This is a genomic window from Staphylococcus casei (assembly GCF_030294405.1).
Lineage (GTDB): Bacteria > Bacillota > Bacilli > Staphylococcales > Staphylococcaceae > Staphylococcus > Staphylococcus succinus.
This window is the reverse complement of sequence record NZ_CP125718.1, coordinates 147822-168408: the sequence shown is the minus strand read 5'-3', so window position 1 is coordinate 168408 and position 20587 is coordinate 147822. Positions and strand designations below refer to the sequence as shown.

General features: G+C 34.0%; 19 protein-coding genes. 8 read left to right on the top strand and 11 right to left on the bottom strand.

The window, feature by feature from the left end; all coding sequences use genetic code 11:
• Nucleotides 1-24 precede the first annotated feature (24 nt).
• A complete protein-coding gene (locus QMO72_RS00725; protein WP_103268158.1) occupies nucleotides 25-1098 on the bottom strand; it encodes a M20 family metallopeptidase in 1074 nt (357 codons plus the stop codon).
• A 223-nt stretch (nucleotides 1099-1321) separates the two neighbouring features.
• Between QMO72_RS00725 and QMO72_RS00720 the strand changes: the two genes are divergently transcribed.
• Genes QMO72_RS00720 through QMO72_RS00710 form a run of 3 tightly spaced genes read left to right on the top strand, consistent with a single transcriptional unit; the run spans nucleotide 1322 to nucleotide 4964 of the window.
• A complete protein-coding gene (locus tag QMO72_RS00720; protein WP_103268159.1) occupies nucleotides 1322-2761 on the top strand; it encodes an NAD-dependent succinate-semialdehyde dehydrogenase in 1440 nt (479 codons plus the stop codon).
• 22 nt (nucleotides 2762-2783) lie between these two features.
• Nucleotides 2784-4172, top strand: a complete 1389-nt coding sequence (locus QMO72_RS00715; RefSeq protein ID WP_103268160.1) for a glutamine synthetase family protein — start codon at nucleotides 2784-2786, stop codon at nucleotides 4170-4172.
• Nucleotides 4173-4196: 24 nt separating this feature from the next.
• On the top strand, nucleotides 4197-4964 hold the full coding sequence (locus QMO72_RS00710) for an SDR family NAD(P)-dependent oxidoreductase (RefSeq protein WP_103268161.1): 768 nt from the start codon (nucleotides 4197-4199) through the stop codon (nucleotides 4962-4964).
• 151 nt (nucleotides 4965-5115) lie between these two features.
• Here QMO72_RS00710 and eutH read toward each other — a convergent pair whose 3' ends face one another.
• The 3 genes from eutH to QMO72_RS00695 all read right to left on the bottom strand — a co-directional run bounded on the left by eutH (nucleotide 5116) and on the right by QMO72_RS00695 (nucleotide 8453).
• Complete coding sequence (gene eutH, locus QMO72_RS00705; protein WP_103268162.1) at nucleotides 5116-6351, bottom strand: ethanolamine utilization protein EutH; 1236 nt, start codon at nucleotides 6349-6351, stop codon at nucleotides 5116-5118.
• Between the two features lie 115 nt (nucleotides 6352-6466).
• Nucleotides 6467-7030: an ANTAR domain-containing response regulator gene (locus QMO72_RS00700; RefSeq protein WP_103268163.1), complete on the bottom strand. Its 564-nt coding sequence runs from the start codon at nucleotides 7028-7030 to the stop codon at nucleotides 6467-6469.
• A gap of 1 nt (nucleotide 7031) precedes the next feature.
• Nucleotides 7032-8453, bottom strand: coding sequence for a sensor histidine kinase (locus tag QMO72_RS00695; RefSeq protein ID WP_103268164.1), 1422 nt, complete (start codon nucleotides 8451-8453; stop codon nucleotides 7032-7034).
• Nucleotides 8454-8786: 333 nt separating this feature from the next.
• Between QMO72_RS00695 and trhO the strand changes: the two genes are divergently transcribed.
• On the top strand, nucleotides 8787-9740 hold the full coding sequence (trhO, locus tag QMO72_RS00690; protein ID WP_103268165.1) for an oxygen-dependent tRNA uridine(34) hydroxylase TrhO: 954 nt from the start codon (nucleotides 8787-8789) through the stop codon (nucleotides 9738-9740).
• A gap of 54 nt (nucleotides 9741-9794) precedes the next feature.
• Here the strand turns inward: trhO and QMO72_RS00685 are convergent, their stop codons facing one another.
• A complete protein-coding gene (locus tag QMO72_RS00685; protein ID WP_103268166.1) occupies nucleotides 9795-10634 on the bottom strand; it encodes a YitT family protein in 840 nt (279 codons plus the stop codon).
• A 361-nt stretch (nucleotides 10635-10995) separates the two neighbouring features.
• On the opposite strand from QMO72_RS00685, the gene QMO72_RS00680 reads away from it, so the two are divergent.
• The 3 genes from QMO72_RS00680 to QMO72_RS00670 all read left to right on the top strand — a co-directional run bounded on the left by QMO72_RS00680 (nucleotide 10996) and on the right by QMO72_RS00670 (nucleotide 13991).
• Nucleotides 10996-11970, top strand: a complete 975-nt coding sequence (locus QMO72_RS00680) for a quercetin 2,3-dioxygenase (RefSeq protein ID WP_103267642.1) — start codon at nucleotides 10996-10998, stop codon at nucleotides 11968-11970.
• 207 nt (nucleotides 11971-12177) lie between these two features.
• Nucleotides 12178-12603: a MaoC family dehydratase gene (locus QMO72_RS00675; RefSeq protein WP_103267643.1), complete on the top strand. Its 426-nt coding sequence runs from the start codon at nucleotides 12178-12180 to the stop codon at nucleotides 12601-12603.
• Nucleotides 12604-13010: 407 nt separating this feature from the next.
• On the top strand, nucleotides 13011-13991 hold the full coding sequence (locus tag QMO72_RS00670) for an alpha/beta hydrolase (protein WP_103267644.1): 981 nt from the start codon (nucleotides 13011-13013) through the stop codon (nucleotides 13989-13991).
• A 56-nt stretch (nucleotides 13992-14047) separates the two neighbouring features.
• Here the strand turns inward: QMO72_RS00670 and QMO72_RS00665 are convergent, their stop codons facing one another.
• Nucleotides 14048-14422: a MerR family transcriptional regulator gene (locus QMO72_RS00665; RefSeq protein ID WP_103267645.1), complete on the bottom strand. Its 375-nt coding sequence runs from the start codon at nucleotides 14420-14422 to the stop codon at nucleotides 14048-14050.
• Between the two features lie 189 nt (nucleotides 14423-14611).
• Nucleotides 14612-15439 (bottom strand): LysR family transcriptional regulator, encoded by an 828-nt coding sequence (locus QMO72_RS00660; RefSeq protein ID WP_069823679.1) that lies wholly within the window; start codon nucleotides 15437-15439, stop codon nucleotides 14612-14614.
• A gap of 123 nt (nucleotides 15440-15562) precedes the next feature.
• On the opposite strand from QMO72_RS00660, the gene QMO72_RS00655 reads away from it, so the two are divergent.
• Nucleotides 15563-16558, top strand: a complete 996-nt coding sequence (locus QMO72_RS00655; protein WP_103267646.1) for a YeiH family protein — start codon at nucleotides 15563-15565, stop codon at nucleotides 16556-16558.
• Nucleotides 16559-16691: 133 nt separating this feature from the next.
• Here QMO72_RS00655 and QMO72_RS00650 read toward each other — a convergent pair whose 3' ends face one another.
• From QMO72_RS00650 to fadH, 4 genes are all read right to left on the bottom strand, one after another.
• A complete protein-coding gene (locus QMO72_RS00650; protein ID WP_103267647.1) occupies nucleotides 16692-17384 on the bottom strand; it encodes a transglycosylase family protein in 693 nt (230 codons plus the stop codon).
• A gap of 393 nt (nucleotides 17385-17777) precedes the next feature.
• The gene (locus tag QMO72_RS00645) at nucleotides 17778-18287 is read right to left on the bottom strand and encodes a YfiT family bacillithiol transferase (protein WP_103267648.1); all 510 of its coding nucleotides are present in this window, start codon (nucleotides 18285-18287) and stop codon (nucleotides 17778-17780) included.
• A 253-nt stretch (nucleotides 18288-18540) separates the two neighbouring features.
• Nucleotides 18541-19248 carry a transglycosylase family protein gene (locus tag QMO72_RS00640; protein WP_103267649.1) on the bottom strand — a complete coding sequence of 236 codons (708 nt, stop codon included), beginning with the start codon at nucleotides 19246-19248 and terminating at the stop codon, nucleotides 18541-18543.
• A gap of 334 nt (nucleotides 19249-19582) precedes the next feature.
• Entirely contained in the window at nucleotides 19583-20347 is a 765-nt protein-coding gene (fadH, locus tag QMO72_RS00635) for a 2,4-dienoyl-CoA reductase (RefSeq protein WP_103267650.1), read from the bottom strand.
• Nucleotides 20348-20587 lie beyond the last annotated feature (240 nt).

The following is a 20587-nucleotide window of genomic DNA, read 5'->3' as shown; positions in this document are numbered from 1 at the left end:
TCACCATTTATTATTATCTATCTTTTAGTCATTAAATCTTTTCGCAAATGAAACTAAGGTATCTTTAAAAACCTCTATAGATTCTATATCTGCATGTTCACCGTCTCCATGCCACGCGCCACCACTAGGTCCAAATTCAATGGCAGGTACATGATATCTTGAAAAATATCTTGTATCTGCATAGCCATGCTGTCCAAAAATATCCACAGAACTTTCACCAGTGACTTGCTTGATATGTTTGATTAGTTTTTGAATATACACGTTATCTACATCATTTTGGACAGCTGCACCTTCTAAGTGAATATCAATATGACCATCTGTAATACTTTCAATTTCTTTTATAATCTGGTCTTGATTTTGTGTTGGTAAATAACGGATATCAAATGATATCTGACATATATCTGGCACCTTATTATATACATCACCAGCACTAATTTTAGCTAAATTTATAGAAGGTTGGTCATAAATATTTGTAGCTTCCTTAGCAAATGGTAAGCTAATAAGCTGTTGATATAATTCAAAAGCTTTTACGACTGCATTTTCTCCTTCCCACGGCCTACTACTATGTGCTGAAGTACCTCTTAGTTCAATATCTATTTGTAAAATCCCTTTCGCTTGAAAACCAATACCAAGTTGAGTTGGTTCTGCACAAATAACAAAATCACCTAAATAACCTTGCTCTGTTAAATAAGCGGCACAATTATAACCACCGATTTCTTCATCAGACATCAACTGTAACTGAACTGTAGTATCATTCAAATCACTTTCTTGAAGCTCAGTTAAAGCAACCATCATCGCACTTACGCCAGCCTTCATGTCAGCTGTTCCCCTACCATAAACTTTACCATCTTTAATTTCGGGGCTAAATTGGCTTGCCTTACCACTGACGACATCGACATGCCCATTTAAAATAAGCTTCTTGTCACCTTTACCTACATTACAAATTAACATTTGATATCCATTATTCGATAGTATCTCAGGATCAAGTGATGCTTCTTTCAACCAATCATAACAATATTGTATTGTGTCATTCGCCATTTCTTTAGTCGAACTATCAAATGCTATGAGATCCAATAATAAATTAAGCGTTTTTGTCATAATATACATTTCCTCCTTCGATAGTAAATTCTTTCAAAGTATAATTTAATGATTGAAAATTGACAAGGTTTTGAAAATTTAGTAAACTTCAACTAACTTAAATGCATACGTTTTCAAACGATGCCATTATTTTAAAAGTGAATAATTATTAAGCAATGGGGCTTATATAACACATCTGTAGGATGGTTATGTAGGCTCTTTTTTATATTAAGGGGGATATGAAATGGTCGAAAAATTTAATTACAATTGGATTAACGGTGAAAAAGTTCGTACAGATGAAACAACGGAAGTGATTAATCCAGCAAATGGAAATATCATCGGTCAGGTACCAAGCATTGATGAAAATAAGGTAAAGCAATCCATAGAATCAGCCCATCAAGCATTTAAAAAATGGTCAAAATACACTGCAGAGCAACGTGGAGATATTTTAAATCAATGGGCCGTCAATTTGTTGAACAAGCAAGATGAACTTGCACACATCATGAGTGAAGAACAAGGTAAACCTTTTGCTGAAGCATATGGCGAAATTGGTGTATGCGCAAAATTCATCAAATGGAATGCAGAAGAAGGAAAAAGAATTTACGGAGAAATCATTCCTCCATCTTCACCTCAACAGCGCATCTCTGTTATTAAACAGCCCGTTGGGGTCTGTGGTCTCATCACCCCATGGAACTTTCCAGGAGCAATGATTGCCCGTAAAGTAGCGCCAGCATTAGCTGCAGGTTGTACAGTAATTGTAAAGCCTTCAAGTGAAACACCAAGAATTGCTATTGCAATATTTGATGCATTAATGGCCACAAATATTGATAAAGGCGTGGCTAATATCATAACCGGACATTCATCAATGATTTCTAATACATTATTTAGTGATCAAAGAGTACGTAAAATTTCATTTACTGGATCAACTGCTATTGGTAAAACATTAATGAAACAAGCTGCTGATCAAGTGAAACGGATTTCATTAGAACTTGGTGGCAATGCCCCTACAATTGTTTTACCAGATGCGGACTTAGATAATGCCGCTGATGCAATCGTGGAAAATAAATTCGAAAATACAGGACAAATGTGTAACGGAATTAATACAATTCTTGTTCATAAAGACATTAAAGCAGCAATGACTGAAAAAATCGTTTCACGTGTTCAACAATTGAAAGTTGGTCCTGCAACTGAAGCTGGTGTTCAAGTCGGTCCACTGATTAACGTTGCTGCAATTGAAAAAGTGGAAAAATTAGTCGCAGATGCACAAGATAATGGCGCTCAAATTGTAACAGGTGGTCAAAAGTCAGCTATCTCAGATTTCGGATTGTTTTATGAACCTACTGTTATTACTAATGTCAAACATACGATGGCAATTGCACAAGAAGAAATTTTTGGTCCCGTAGCTCCAATCATTCAATTCGATACTATAGATGAAGCAATCCAAATTGCGAATGCCTCTCAATTTGGCCTTGCTGCTTATTTCTTTACTAATAATGTTAATACTATTTATAAAATGAGTGAAAATCTTGAATTCGGCATGATTGGTGTCAATGGCACACAACTTAGCGTACCTCAAGCACCTTTTGGCGGTATTAAAGAAAGTGGCATGGGACGCGAAGGTGGACATCATGGCTTAGACGGATTCCTAGAATTAAAATATATTTCATTATCGTTGCAAGACTAATTACTCAAAGGAGTTAGATATTATGACTGAATCAAACATAACTGGAAGCATTACTAAAGATAAGTTACTCGAATTAGTAAAAGAAGAAAAGATTGATACTGTCGTACTTGGATTTTGCGATATGCAGGGACGCCTTATGGGAAAACGTATCACAGGTGATTTTATTTTAGAAAATGATATCTCAGAAGGTACACACTTTTGTAACTATTTATTAGGTACTAATTTTGAAATGGATACAAACGATGGATACGAATATATGAATTGGGACAAAGGCTACGGAGATTATTTAGCTAAACCTGATTTGGATACTTTGAAAGTAGTACCTTGGCTTGAAAGAACAGCTTTAGTATTTTGTGATGTTTACAGCGTTGATGGTGAAGAAAAAATTGAAATTGCTCCCCGAAATATACTTAAAAAACAAATTGAAAAAGCTGAAGCTCATGGTTTATCACCACATATGGCAAGTGAGCTTGAATTTTACTTATTTAATGATTCTTTCTCAAATATTAATAAAAAGGGATACAGTCAATTAGAACCAGCTGGCCATTTAAATGAAGATTATAACTTATTACAAGGATCTAAAAACGAGCCCATTTATCAAGAAATCAGACATCAAATGCATCTGATGGGCATCGTCATTGAATCATCTAAAGGTGAAGCTTACAAAGGACAACATGAAATTAACTTAAAATACTCAAATGCATTAAAAGCAGCCGATCAGCATTTAATGTTTAAACATGGTATGAAAGAAATTTGTATTCAAAATGATAAATCCGTTACTTTTATGGCTAAACCATACGAAGCATGGACAGGTTCTAGCGGTCATATCCACCTTAGTATGATGGAAAAAGGTACTCACAATAATGCATTTTATAATGCTAATGATGCTGAAAATCCAATGTCCGAAACTATGCGCCACTTTTTAGCAGGCATTATCAAATACACAAGAGATTTTGCATTGATGTTTGCGCCATATGTGAACTCCTATAAACGTTTTGCACCTAACTCATGGGCACCAGTCAGTATTGCGTGGAGCAAAGATAACCGTTCTGCTGGATATCGTATGGTAGGTTGTGGTAATGCCTTAAGATTTGAATCTCGTATTGCAGGCGCAGACATGAATCCCTACTTGGCATACTCTGCATTAATCGGTGCTGGTTTATATGGTATAGAACATAAAATACCACTTTCCGAAGAATTAAAAGGTAACGCATATAACCAAGATGACGTTGAACGTATACCTTCATCTTTACATGAAGCCATACTCACTTGGAAAAACAGTGATGTAGTTAAATCAGTGCTTGGCGAAGATGTCGCACAACATTATTTACACGCCGCTCAAACAGAACAAAATGATTTTGATTCATATGTTACAACATGGGAGCGTTCAAGATACTTTGAACAAAGCTAATCGATAATAAGGAGGAATAATCATATGAGATTACAAGATAAAGTATGTATTATCACAGGTGCTGGCGGAGGTATGGGCCGAGTTGCCGCACAAATGTTTGCAAATGAAGGTGCCAAAATTGCTGTTTTTGAAAGAGATGCACAAGCTGGCCAAACAACTGTAGATGAAATCACTAAAAATGGTGGCCAAGCTCAATTCTTTAAAGTAGATATTGCCAATGAAGCTAATGTTAAAAATGCTGTAGAAGCAACAGTACAAACATTCGGAAAGATTGATGTACTATACAATAATGCTGGCGTCATGCCAGAAGCTGATAATTCAGTTGTAAATACAAGTGAAGACGTTTGGGATCTAGTCATGAACATCAACGTTAAAGGGATTTTCTTAATGACCAAATATGTGATTCCCGAAATGGAGAAAAATCAATCTGGATCTATTATTAATATCGCTTCCTTTGTTGCTGAAATGGGTTGTTCAGTCCCTCAAGATGCTTACACTGCTTCAAAAGGCGCAGTTGTATCGCTTACGAAATCATTGGCTATCCAATTTAGACCTAAAGGGATTCGCACAAATGCTATCAGTCCAGGGCCTATAGAAACACCATTACTTATGGAATGGCTCGTTTCTGATGAAGACGCTAAAAATGTACGCTTAAATCGACAACCTGCAGGTCGTTTCGGTAAACCTGAAGACATCGTAAACTGCGCTTTATACTTAGCTTCTGATGAATCTGATTGGACAAACGGCGCTAATATCAATGTTGATGGTGGTATTACCGCTAACTATTTCTAAAATACAAAAATTATTTCAACAACATAAAACAGCTTATAAACTACCCTTCAGGTAATCTATAAGCTGTTTCAATTTGTCTAACAGTAACTGCGACCACAAAACCCACGTCTACAACCGGTTTTCACAAAATACTTTATACCATGATTAAATATTATTTTTTAATGTATTCATCTGGGCCAATAATCCCTGACTGTCTATCAATCGCTTCAAGCTTCCTTGCTTTGGGTAGACAAAGTAAGTAGGCAAAGATAATTGCTAGCACCCCTGCACTCAACTTTCCTACTAATACTGCGGGAATTAATGTCGGTTGGAAGTTGGCGGTATAAGATAAATGATCGCCTAATAAGAAAGCTGCACATACACCGAATGCAATGTTAATCACTTTATCTTTAGGTGGCATATCTTTAACCAATTTAAACATCGCTAAAATATTAGCAATGGTTGCTATAATACCAGCACTTCCTACTTCACTTAAACCAACTTTTTTACCTGCCTTAGTTAAGATGCCAGAAAAATATTTTCTTATCAAGTACACCATTGGGAATGCACCTGATAACATAATCGCAATATTCCCCGCATTTTCTAAGGCTCTAAAATTATCTTCTTTATCAGCCATAATAGGATCAAATCCCCATACGCCAAATACGTGCGTGAAAAAGCCTGTAAAAATTTCTACTACTGAAAAAACAAATACCAATTTAATTACAGTGTCCAGGATTTTACCAAAAATGATAAACAATTTAATCATCATATCAGAAAAGAAATATAAACCTAGCGCCGTTACAACTACAAATATAATCAAAGGTAATAAATTCAAAAATACTGACGTAAAACTTATTGAAAATATATGGGATGCTGCCCCAGCCGTCTCAATGGCTGTACGCACCTTCATATGACTAAGCAACATAATAGTCGTTGAAATAAACACACCAAAAGGAATCGCTAGTAATCCAGACATAATACCTAAAGCCATGTATTTATGATCTCTTTTATCTAACATCGGTAAGCCTAACGGAATAGTAAAAACAATTGTAGCACCAGCCATGAATCCAACGACCATCGCCATAATCCAACCTTCATAACTTTGCTTTAAGACTTCCGCCAGCTGATATCCGCCCATGTCGGTAGCTAGAATAGATGTCGCTGCAATGGCAGGATCCGCACCTATTTTATCAAACATAGGTCCGAATACATTTTCAATAAATTTGGAAATAAACGGAATAGAAGCCATAATCCCAGCAGAATTCGCAAATATCGGCCCTATCGTATATATCCCTTCCATAAATTCTTTACCTATACCCTTTTGTGCATTTCGAATTGCGCCAAAAGCCCCCATTACCGCACATGCCATAATAATATAAATAATTATCGTTCCAATATGTTCCATAACTCATCCACCCCATGATTTACAATTTCATATAGAAAACAAAAAGATGCCTATCGGTTGTACCAAATAAGCATCTTTGCTTTAATATATTCACTTTTAAAATTTACTTTTCACTTTATTGACTAATGACTTTTCGGGCTACGCTATCAATACCCACTTGATTATCCATGCTCAGTTTCCTAAGCTTTTGATAGGCCTCATTTTCACTAATTTTAAGCTGTGTCATCAGATGTCCTTTGGCTTTTTCAATGACTTTTCGATTTTCAATCTCAATATAAGATTGTTCGATTTCGTTTTTCAAGGTTTTCATTTTATCAGCCTGTGCTAATGCAATTTCGACTGCTGGTAATAATTGCGATTCTGAAATAGGTTTGACGATATATCCTACAATATTAGGTTGCTTCGCTTCTTCTACAAATTCACTTTGACTATATGCAGTAAGAATAAGGATAGGTATATCTTCGTACTTCTTTCCAATAATCTTACTTGCTTTCAGCCCATTTAACTTCGGCATTTTAATATCCATGATAATTAAATCTGGCTTAACCTGTTCAGTTGCTTCAATTGCTTTTTCACCATTGCTAACTGCAGATGCAATACCATATTTTGCTGCTTTTAACATTTCCACAATATCTAAACGAACAATTGATTCGTCTTCAACGACCATAATTTTCTTCATATCAGATACGCTCCTTGTAATGAAATGTAATTTGTCCTAAAGTACCTATTGAATTCCTCACAATATCAAAGGATCCATCTAAATCATTTTCTGTAATTGTATTAACAATATTCAAACCAAATGATTCTTGAAAATTCGACTCTGCTTCTCCATCGTCTTGAATTGATAACTTTAGCATCTTTGAATTACTTTCATAAGTTAAAGCTACACATATGCTCCCCACATTCTGTTGGTTAAATGCGTGTTTCACGCAATTCGTAATCAATTCATTTGCGATTAAAGCTAACGATACTGCCACATTAGAAGGTAAAAATATGGAATCACTCAAGTTGTAAGTCATATGTATCGATGTATCAGTAGTTGATTCATTATACACGAGCATGTTCCCTATTTTCTTTATTAATTTTCCTATGTTAACTCTATCTGTATAAGATTCGTCTAGTATCACTTCATATACAGAAGCAATACTTAATATACGATTCAGACTTTCTTGAAAATATGGTTTACTATCGTCTGGTAAGCCTCGTCGCATTTGTAATCTTAATAAACTCGCTACAGTTTGTAAGTTATTTTTAACACGGTGATGTACTTCTCTAATGGCTACAGATTTGGAAATCAATTCTTTTTCTTTTTCTTTTAAATCTGTAATATCTTTTAACATAATAAGATGACCTGTCACACGGTTATGTTCAAATAGCCTAATACATTTAACTTGGAAGTAGTATTGTTCCATTTCGCGTTCTTCTATAGTAATAATTTGGCCATCCGTTAACATATCTTCAATACTTGGAAATAAATCTATAAACGAATTTCCAGTTTCACAGGTTACATTTAATAAATCTTGTACAAGTTCTTCAGCGGTCAGATTAAAATATCTTATATTCAAATCCCGATCAATGTTGAACAAACTCTCTTCTATCATGTCCGGAAAAAATATTTGGCTTTCACTGGATTGGGAAACAATACGACTCAACGTGTCGGTAGCATGCGTGAGTGCCTTCATCTTATCTTCTTCCAAAACCTTATTACTCACATCTTTTTCCATAATTAATGCGCCAATAGTGTGATTGTTTAAGGTCACAGGTGTTACATTTTGTTCTACGACTTTACCTTCTTGTGACACTGCTCTGTGCTGGTGTTCTGATTGACCTGTCTTTAATGTTCGAAATACAGCTGGTTCAAATTTCTCGTACACATTTTGTGCTAGGACAGAATTTTGGTACAGTGTTTTCACGTGCTTAGGTGCTGCTTCTGCTACAACGATAATTTGATTAAATTCAACTGCAGGACAATCTATAAATACGTCAGCATTATTTAAATCTGCAATTTCTTGTAAATGATTCGCAAGTTGCTCTATTTTTAAAATTTCTAGTTCCGTTAAACCTGTATGCTTCTTACATATATTTCTCGTCTTATTAATCATGCATCATTCCAAACAATATAATGTTGTGAATTTTTCGAAAATTTTATTCTTAACCTATTATGAAATTTTGCTTAAAAAATGTCAACGAGAAACCGAATAAAAGAAGATATGCCGATACATATCCCCTAAGTGAAATTTTTGAATTGAATAATATACCTTTTTTGTTACAATATAGTGAGGAGAATTTTGTTCTTTTATTCAAAGTGACTTAATCGGTGTGATTAAAACTTTTAAAGTTGAAGATAACAGCTATAGATTACAAATAACAAGCGTTCAAACTTAAATTTTATATAAATGAATAATGAAAAGACTATACTAGAGGAGAATCGAATTATGGATTATAGAGTATTATTGTATTATAAATATACATCACTTGATGAGCCCGAAACATTTGCCACTGAGCACTTAGATTTTTGTAAATCATTAGATCTTAAAGGTCGTATTTTAGTATCAACAGAAGGGATTAATGGTACTGTATCAGGTACTATTGAAGCAACGGACCAATATATGGAAGCCTTACAATCAGACGAAAGATTTAAAGGGATTACCTTTAAAGTTGATGAGTCTGAAGGTCATGCATTCAAGAAGATGCACGTGCGCGCACGTGAGGAAATTGTTGCTTTAGACTTAGAAGATGACGTTAATCCTAGAGAATTAACAGGCGCTTACTTATCTCCAAAAGAATTTAAAGAAGCTTTACAATCAGATGATACTGTAGTCATCGATGCGCGTAATGACTACGAATATGACTTGGGTCATTTCCGTGGCGCTGTTCGCCCAAACATTACTAGATTTAGAGACTTACCTGACTGGATTAAAGAAAACAAAGAACAATTTATGGACAAGAAAATTGTCACTTATTGTACTGGCGGCATTCGTTGTGAAAAATTCTCTGGCTTCTTATTAAAAGAAGGCTTTGAAGATGTTAGCCAACTTGAAGGTGGTATCGCTACTTATGGTAAAGATCCTGAAACTCAAGGCGAATTATGGGACGGTAAAATGTACGTCTTTGATGAACGTATTAGTGTAGAAATCAACCAAGTAGATAAAAATGTCGTCGGCAAAGAATGGTTCGACGGTACACCTTGCGAGCGTTATATCAACTGTAGTAACCCTGAGTGTAACCGTCAAATTCTAGTTTCAGAAGAAAATGAAGCACGTTATTTAGGTGCTTGCTCACATGATTGTGCTGCACAAGAAAGCAATCGCTATGTAAAAGCGCATAACATCAGTGATGAAGACAAAGCGCAACGCTTAGAAAACTTTAAAGACCTTGTACATCAATAGTATTAAAAAATCCTGCTATGCTTTAATCATGGCAGGATTTTTTATATTATTTAATTATTGTAGATTCATAAAACCATTCCCCAACACATCTCTCACATCATGAATAACAAGAAATGCATGTTCATCGTGTGAATTTACGATTTTCTTTATATGCGAAAGTTGGTTTTGAGGCACAACCACATACAATACTTGTCTCTCTTTTTGCCCAAAACCGCCTACACCATTTAATAATGTTGATCCGCGACCCGTCTCCCGATTAATTTGATTACTAATCTTCGTATTAGCTTCAGAAATAATTGTAATTGCCTTTTTAGGGTTAAATCCTTCAATGACAAATGACATACTTTTTTCAACAATGAATAACATGACAATGGTATACAATACTTTTTCTATAGGTAAGACAATTAAGAATGATAATACAATCAATGAGTCCAAGACAAACAACGCTTGTGAAGTCTTAATTTCAGAATACTTATTGATAATCTTCGCAATAACAGATGTTCCCCCAAGTGTACTGCGTGCTGCGATAACTAGTCCTGAACCTATCCCTATTAGTACACCAGAAAAGACAGTATTTATAAAATCTGATTCTATGTGTAAATTAAATGGTTCTGTGATACCGATAAAGAAAGAACTTGAAATAACTGTAATTAAAGTATAAATAGCTGTCGTTTTACTTAAATATTTCCAACCAACAACAATCAAAATCAAATTTATAATCAATGAAGTGAGTGCTGGTGATAATCCAAGTGTATATTTTAAGTTTAATGAAACGCCGACCGTACCACCCTCACCCAAATTAGAAGCAATGATAAATGCATTGATCCCAATAGCAATGATAAAAGTCCCTAAAATACAATAGCATATGTTTTTCAAATGAATTCTATATAACATATTCCTCCCTCTCTTTCTTAGATTATTTTTTAAATCAAACCCCGTTTTCCAATCATTTAACAACGTATCTATAAACATAAAAAAGAAACTTTCTAGTTCGCTACTAAAAAGTTTTAAACATATTTTTTATGACGTTCGTTATATCCACACAAGCTACTATACTAGTACATAATCCCCTTCATTTCAAACAGATAAACTAAACAAATTTAAAAAATAATTTAAAATTTCAACTAACAGAGATTATATTGTCCTTAAAATTGTCACTTATGAAAGAGTTATAATTTATATAAAATAAAAAGATAGTGTTGATTTATATACATTCACTTTACTTATAAAACAAAAGAAAACGAGGAGGTTCAATTTGAATATCTTAAGAAATGAATTACCTAATACAAAGATACCTTATATTATCGAAAATGGTTCCGGTGAACATTTTATATGGAACAGACAAGTATTCACCTTTTTATCAACAAACAAAAGTACAGGAGATATGTTTGAAGTTGTCACTATTACAGGTGGAAAGAACGAATATTTTCCTGCGCATCTGCATGAAAACATGTATGAATCCATATTAGTAACAGAAGGTGTACTTAATATTCATTTAGAAAACGAAACATTAACATTAAATAGAGGTGATTATGTACTTATCCCCCCTGGTTTAAGTCATGGCTATAGTATGCAAGCACACCGAACAAAAATACTTACCTATACGATTGATGGAAACATAACAGAGATGTATCAATTTATAGGTCAACAGTATAGTCATCCCAAACAGCCTGCTTATATTAGTCAGTCTGAAACTTTACCAAAATTAGACTTAGAAACTCAATTTGATATAAAATTTACTGATAAAAATACCACTGATTCTAAAATTTTATATTGGCCTTCCGGCGAGGGAGACAATGTCTTAACAGGTGATCAGTTACATTCATTAATAACAACTCAAAAAGACACAGAAGACAACTATATTGTTGTGTCTACGGAAGGACCAATTGGTGATGCGATTGTATCTCATTATCATGAGAAACATACAGAGACGTTTTACTGCTTTGATGGCAAAGTCACAATGTGGGTAGGAGAACAAGATCACAAAATTGTTTTATATCCCGGTGATTTTTTACATGCACCAGCAGGGACAATACACTCTTATCGTTTCGATGCACACTATAGTAAAATGATTGGTTTATTAGTACCAGGATTATTTGAACCTTTCTTCCGAACATTAGGTGAACCCTATGATTTCACGACATTCCCTAATGAACCTCGACCTTTAAACTTTGAAAATGTCATCGCAAATATTGATACATTAGACCTCAAATTTGTGTCACACGAATAATAGTTTTTAACATCATACTTATTCATTAAGATAAATAATTGAATGAAAATGTGACTAAAGCCCTAGCAGTTTAATGGCTACCTCTTACTATAAATGATATGGTTATTAGTGCTATAAAGCTTGTTCTCTTTCCTATCTGATTCTTATGTAGTGTTAAAATATTTATAGTATAATTGTTTTTAAATATTAACAAGGGAGGTACTTATTATGAAATTTGATGAATTTTCAATTGGAGATACATTTACAACCAAAGATTATAAAGTTACAGAAGAAGATATTTATAAATTTGCCAGCGAGTTTGATCCACAATATATGCATATAGATAAAGAAAAAGCTGAGCAAGGTCGCTTCAAAGGGATTATTGCTTCTGGTATACATACCCTTTCACTTTCTTTTAAGCTATGGGTCGAAACAAAAAATTATGGCGAAGATGTCATTGCTGGAACACAAATGAATAATATTAAATTTATTAAACCTGTATTTCCAAATGATCATTTACATGTTGTTATTAAAGTCACAGATAAACATTCTATCAAACCAGACAGCGGTCTATTAACTGTGCGTTTATCGACATTTAATCAAGACGATGATATTGTCTTTAAAGGGGAATTAACCGCACTTATAGCTAAATAAAACCAACATAATAATAGGTTGGTTCAGTACATAGACAAACCAAATGCATTTTAGCATTTGGTTTTTTTAATTTTAACGCTCAGCTTCTTTAACCTCTTTTATAACTTACACGCGATTACCTTAATCTTTATAACACTGATGCTTCCTGATTCACTGTGGTTAAATCTTCAGACAGCCATGATATGAATTAGTACAATGATGATTTTACGCTTTATATTTTACAGTCATAAATTAAGTATTTTTCTCAACAATAAAGCGCTCTCCTTTTATGCCTATAAAGCATAACTAAAAATACATTATAAGTATTTAACATACACTTTTTTATCTATTATCATAAAAGTGTAAATAATACATGCCTGCTTTATACAAAAATTATAAAATAAATAGTTTTAAAGGAGCCTTATATTATGAAAATAGAAAAATTAAATTTAACAAACGATTGGGATAAAGTTTTCACTCAAAGTGATAAAGTAAATCATAAAAAAGTAACATTTATTAACCGATACGGCATTACACTTGCTGCTGATTTATATGTGCCTAAAAATACAAAAGGCACACCATTGCCTGCATTAGCAGTGAGTGGTCCATTTGGTGCAATCAAAGAACAATCTTCTGGTTTATATGCACAAACTATGGCTGAAAAAGGATATTTAACAATTGCATTTGATCCTTCATTTACTGGCGAAAGTGTAGGTACACCAAGAAATGTAGCTTCACCTGATATCAATACCGAGGACTTCCAAGCTGCTGTAGATTTTCTTGTTACCCAAGACAACGTAGATAGTGAGAAAATAGGCATTATCGGTATCTGTGGTTGGGGCGGTATGGCGATTAATGCTGCAGCGATCGACACCAGAATTAAAGCTACTGTAACTTCTACAATGTACGATATGACTCGTGTTAATGCGAATGGCTACTTTGATAGTGAAGACAGTGAAGCACAACGTTTTGAAAAACGACAAGCTTTGAACAAACAGCGTACAGCAGATTATAATAATGGGGAATATCAGTTAGCTGGAGGCGTTCCAGATCCACTTCCAGATGATGCACCCGATTTTGTGAAAGATTACCATGATTATTATAAGACGCAGCGCGGTTACCACGCACGTTCTTTAAATTCTAACGGGGGTTGGAATGTAACAACGTCCCTATCATTTTTAAATATGCCATTATTGCAATATAGTCACGAAATACGCAGTGCTGTATTGTTAATTCATGGAGAGCAAGCGCATTCTACTTATTTTAGTGAAGATGCCTATAAAAAATTAAAAGGTGACAATAAATCATTAATGATCATACCAGACGCTGTTCATACAGATTTATATGATAAAACTGATATCATACCTTTTGAAACAATAGATAAGTTCTTTAAAAAATATTTATCATAATTAGTAAAGCCATCCAAAACGGATGGCTTTACTGTATTTTTTTAAATATGAATTTGTTATCTAAGCGCTTCTTCTCTTGGTTTTAAAACCGTTTCATAATTATCTATCTTTTTATTGAGAAGCTCTAAAGTATCCTTCATTTGTTGTATTGTATTTAATACCGTTTCTCTTTGCTCTGATAATATAGCCAATCGCTCCGCTTGAGTATCTTCGCCTTGCTGAAAGAGCTCTAAGTAATGTGCCAACGCCTCAATTGAAAGTCCAGATTGTCTCATACATTTCGCTAAATTAATCCAATTCAAATCATCTTCAGTATAATTTCTGACACCACCATTTGTTCTAGCAATTTGGGGAATGATTCCAATTTTTTCATAGTAGCGGAGTGTATCTATACTTATGTCCATTTTTTTACTTACTTCTGATATAAGCAAATGCTCACTTCCTTTATCTTTTTTTAATCATACACCCTCGAGTTCAAACCAAGTCAACAGTAATACATTTTAATTTATTTTCCCTCTATTTAAAATTTCAAATCCGTTTCCTTCTATTATATAGATGATGTATAGTTCTTATAAATTTATAATAATAACTAGAAATCTATACTATCGTTGACTCTAGAGTTAATAATACTTCTTTAAATTTTCAATTAAAATTTTTAAATTTGTATCTATATATTTATTTTTATGTGTTAGTAAATAAAAATAGCGTTCTATGTGTAAAGGTTGAACATCTAGCTTTTCAAAATCGTATGGTGTAAGTGTTGTTTTTGAAACAATGGCGAACCCATTTCCTGCATGAACCATATGCTTAATTAAACTCGTATTATTAATTTCTACTAAATTCGGGTGTAATTGTAATTGTGATAAGCCAATTTCTTGATAGACACGTGTACCGGAACCTCTTTCACGAATAAAACACGTATCTGAAAGCACTGTTTTTGTTTTTTTATGAATTAACACCATTTCATCTTTCGCAATACGTGTACTGTGTATCATATGATCCTGTATTTCCTTTTCAATAATCCCTAAATCAATAATATTATTTTTAATATTTTGTATCATTGATTCTGAATTATCTAAGTGTACATGGATGTATAGTTCCGGATATCTTTCTGCTAAATCTGTAAGGTGTTGAGACAATCGATATTCTCCATAGGTGAAACTACTTCCTATTGTAATCTCCCCTGAAATTGTATTTGGCTTCATTTTCAAATCATGCCATAGTGCTGCTTCTAAGTGTGCACGTTGCAATGCATATTGAAATAGCTTTTTACCATCATTTGTTAGTGTTAATTGTGCATGTCTAAACTCAAATATTTTCACATCATATTGTGTTTCAAGTCGTTTAATATCTCGGCTGATAGATGGTTGAGATGTGTATAAATTCTCAGCCGCTTTAGTGAAACTTTGTGCCTTTACCACTTCAGTTAATACTTTAAATGGATCCACAAGCCACGCCTCCTCGTTATTATCCTTTATATTATAACAATTTTGTTATGGATTATATACTAAATATTTATTTCACGTTATAGAATTATGGTGCTAGACTTGTAATATAAGGAGGAGATAAACGTGATAACTTTTAAAAATAAATCATTCGTCATTGGCCTATTTTTTACATTTATGATTGCAATCATTAGTTTGTTAGTTACAAAGTTGCCGATATTGGATAAAGTTGGTGCTTTATCTATAGCAATATTGATCGCGATTATATATAGACATTTTAAAGGTTATCCAGAAAAGTACCGTCAAGGTATTACTTTCTCTTCTAAACGATTATTGAAATTCGCTATTATTTTATATGGTCTAAAATTAAATATTTATGATGTTATTGGCCAAGGTAGTGGCTTACTATTTATCGATATTGGCGTCATCATTTTGACCATTGCATTTATATTTGTAATTAACATATTTTTAAAAGGTGACAAACATTTAGTGTTACTCTTAGGTATAGGTACTGCTGTGTGCGGTGCTGCTGCCATTGCAGCTGTTTCACCGATCTTGAAATCTCGTGAAAAAGACTCCGCAATGAGTATTGGTATTATCGCTCTAATTGGCACTGTATTTTCACTTGCTTATACATTGATATATTCTATTTTTACAATTTCCCCACAAGTTTACGGTATATGGTCAGGCATTAGTTTACATGAAATAGCCCACGTTATTCTTGCCGCAGACTACTCAGGTCAAACGGCATTAGAACTCGGTTTATTAGGCAAACTTGGTCGTGTATTCTTATTAATACCATTAAGTATTATTTTAATTATCGTAATGAATTTCAAATCAAAAGCGTCTACAACACAACAACAAATAGATATCCCTTATTTCTTATTAGGATTTGTGGTGATGGCTTTTATTCATACTTATGTTGATTTACCTGCAGTATTGATGCAAGTAGTTAATATCATCACTACCCTAAGCTTACTTATGGCTATGGTTGCTTTAGGCTTAAACGTATCATTTAAAGATTTAAAAAATCGTGCATTCAAACCCTTAGTTGCCGTCATTGTTACATCTATTTGTTTATCAATAGCAACATTTTTATTTATCAATGTTATTTATGGGTAGTAAAAAAATGGAGTAAATGGATCCAAAGTTATGTATATTTATTTAACTAAGTTAAAACAAAAAAACCCCTATCTCTAAAATAGAAATAGGGGTATCTCATGTCTTTTATATTAAGTAAATACTGCTTTTTAAATTATGCAGTAACCCATTGTGATGCACCAGCTGAGTTGTATAAATCTACTGCTGCTTGGTCTTGTACTGATTCTGGTGCTTCAGTTGGTGATACACCTTTATATTCTGCAGGTGCTACTGAATCCCATGTACTTTGTAAGAATTGGTATTTACCTGCTGCACCTGATGAAGGGTTTACAGCTTTAAGATCGCCACCTGATTCACGTTGAGCGATTTGTTGTAAATGAGCGTTAACATTTACTGATGAACCTTCTGAAGCTTGACTTGATTGCGTTGTAGTCGCTTCTTGTTGTGGTTGTTGTGTTTCTGCTGTTTGTGGTGCTGCTTCTTGTTGTGGTGCTGCTTCTTGTTGTGGTGCTGCTTCTTGTTGTGGTGCCGCTTCTTGTTGTGGAGCTGTTTGCTCACTGTTATCTGTAGATTGTTCTACTGAACCATTAGCATCTCCGCCAAAGCCCCAGCTAAAGTTTTGACCGTCTGATTCAAAGTGATAATCAACACCATCTACATTAAAGTTATAGTTATATGCACCTTCTTGAATCGGTGATGCATTTAATTGGCTTGAATTTGTTTGTGCTTGTTGCGCTAATTGTGCTTCATTAATTCCTGTTTCAGAAGCATCCACTGAATTTCCTGCTGCTCCTGCTGTTACCCCAAGTCCTACTGCTAACGTTGATACGATTACTGCTTTTTTCATTATTAAAAAATCCTCCCAAATAAGATAATTAGTCGTTCGATTAATTTGCTAGATTTACTATAACACCTAAAAATGAGTTGTAGGTTACAGACAGGTGAAAAAAACAGGTCTTTCTTTACATCCTAATGACAAGAAAAATGATGCTATTCTCGACAAAAAGCGATTCAAACCCTTTCATGTAAGCTTTAATCACATAAATTACGTTGTATTCCACTGTAACACAAGTGTAACAAGTTACGAAAAATCCTTATTTATACTTTTATAAATAGATATTTCATTTATTAAAAAACATTTGATAGAAACTATTTTTTTGAATATATATTTTACAAGTAATCATCATTGTTTTACAACAAAGTAAACTGCCTAAAACACTTTGTTTTAGGCAGTTTACTTTTATTTTGATAATGCTATTTTAATATGTGCGAGATGGTGTGCTTCATGCCAAGCTAATTTGGCTACTTGTTTAGCAACCGAAATTTCACCGCTATCCTCAAGTGTAAATATTCGATGTAAATCCGATTCATTCAAACCATTTCCTAACGCTACGATTCGAGTATTTAAACCTTCTAACAACTTAATCGAACTTTCTACAGGCAAGGTGGTGTCAGGTTGAACTGCCCATTTTTCTTGATCAAACGTAGTTATTGTCGGATTATTCTCTGTTAAAGCTAGCTTTAAACGCTGATACATATTTAATTGCGAATCTGCAATATGATGTACAAGTTGACGAACTGTCCAACTACCGTCACGATATGTTTTAGTCAAATCTACATCATTCAATGTATCTACTGTTTCTCTTAATTGGTCAGTATATGTATTTATTTCTCCTAACCATCGTTTAACATTGTCTAAAGTTACTACCTCTGGCACTTCTAAAGGTCCAATAGGGAATTTCACATCCATTTCAATCACCTTTTCTCTATAATTATGTATTTAAAACATATCTATCCTCATTTAATATTCACTTTTTCTATTTAAATAAACGTTTAACTTTTAATACGTTTATTTATGATAGGTTATAGCTACATCATTTAATGCTACTGTATTTCCTCGGAAATCTATACCATAACTCAATTTTTTATACGCTATAAAAAAACCCGCCTCTATATCGAGACGGGGATGAAACACTTTATTTTATAATGATTCACTTTTTAGATTATGCAGTAACCCATTGTGATGCACCTGCTGAGTTATATAAATCTACTGCTGCTTGGTCTTGTACTGATTCTGGTGCTTCAGTTGGTGATTGACCTTTATATTCGTCAGGTGCTACTGAATCCCAAGTGCTTTGTAAGAATTGATATTTACCTGCTGCACCTGATGATGGATTAACTGCTTTAAGATCGCCACCTGATTCACGTTCTGCAATTTGTTGTAAATGAGAGTTAACATTTACTGATGAACCTTCTGAAGCTTCACTTGATTCATTTGATGATTGTGTTGAAGTTGATGCTTGTTGTGGCTGTTCAGTTTGTTCCGTTTGTGGTGCCGCTTCTTGTTGTGGTTGTTGAGCTTGTTCTGTTTGTTGTGGCGCTGATGCTTGTGCTTGTTCACCTGAAGCTTGTTGTGAACTATTATCTGTAGATTGGTTAGATGAAGTATTTGAACCTTCACCATAACTCCAGCTAAAGTTTTCACCATCTGATTTGAAGTTATAATTTACGCCATCTTGATTAAAATTATAGTCATATGAACCATCTTGGATAGCTGATTCATTTAATTGGCTTGAATTTGATTGTGCTTGTTGCGCTAATTGTGCTTTATCTACACCTTGTTCTGAAGCGTCGGCTGTATTTCCTGCTGATGCTGCTCCTGTTACTCCTAGACCTACTGCTAACGTTGACGCGATTACTGTTTTTTTCATTATTAAAAAATCCTCCTATAAGGTAATTAGTTTTATGATTAATTTGCTAGATTCACTATAACACCTATAAAACCCTAGCAGGTTACAGTGAGGTGAAAATAACAGCCACTTCATTACAGTCAAATGACATGATATAGCTTAATCACTCCGTCTGTAATAATCAAAAAAACTGCTATGGAGGTCTATAATTCGGAAAACGTACAAAATGATATGTAATTCTTTGTAATAAAGGCACGACAAATCGCACCTTTGTAATATACAAAAGGTGCTTTTTTATAATTAACTTTGCGTATTGCAACTTCTCTTATAGAAAGAAAAGGGAATATCTTTTTCTTTAAAATGCATTCTGGTTTAACCACTGTCCGCCATCCATCGTAATACATTCACCATTAATAAAGTCTGCATCATCAGAAAACAGAAAACGTGCTAGACCCGCTATTTCTTCAGTTCTCCCCATTCTTCCTACTGGTATACTTTCAAGTGTTTGTTGACGAGCTGCTTCTGATAACGTTAGTTTCTGTGCGCCACCAGTGTTCTCAATCGGACCCGGTGCAATAGCATTCACGCAAATACCATATTTTGATCCCCATTCAATAGCAAGTGTTCTTGTCATAGCCAATACACCTGCTTTGGCACTCGCTGAATGAACAACACCAGGTCCAGCTCTCCACGCATATGTTGCTACCATATTGAGAATACGGCCTTTTTGACCATTTTTAATCCACAGCTTACCTATTGCTTGCGTACAATTCCAAGTGCCATTCAATACAATATCAATTACAGAATGCCATCCATTAATAGATAAATCCTCTGCAGGACAAATAAAATTACCGGCCGCGTTATTAACTAAACCATCAATCTTGCCAAATTTTTTAATCGTTTCTTCTATAGTATACTGCACTCTTTCAGGATCGCGTACGTCCATATCAATGCATAGTACTTGTCCCTCATACTGTTCAATCTCTTTTTTTGTCATCTCCAAACGTTCTAAAGTACGTCCCGTTATTACTACATTGGCACCTTCTTTTGCAAATCGTTGAGCCATTGCTTTTCCCATACCACTACTGCCACCTGTTACCAAAATCACTTTATCCTTCATTAAGCATTCTCCTTTGAAGCTATATTTAAATGACACACCATAGTAAGCGCTTACAATTAATATTTCTAGTTGTTTACCCTCTTTTCTATAGTCGAATCTAATAATTATAATAACTATGTATGATTTACTTCTTATACATAGTTTAAAACGATCACCTTTAAACTGCCTCTAAATAAATGACGCAACGTGCCTTCGTTTAAACGTAACTACACAAAAGATTAAACTTATTAATAAAACGTT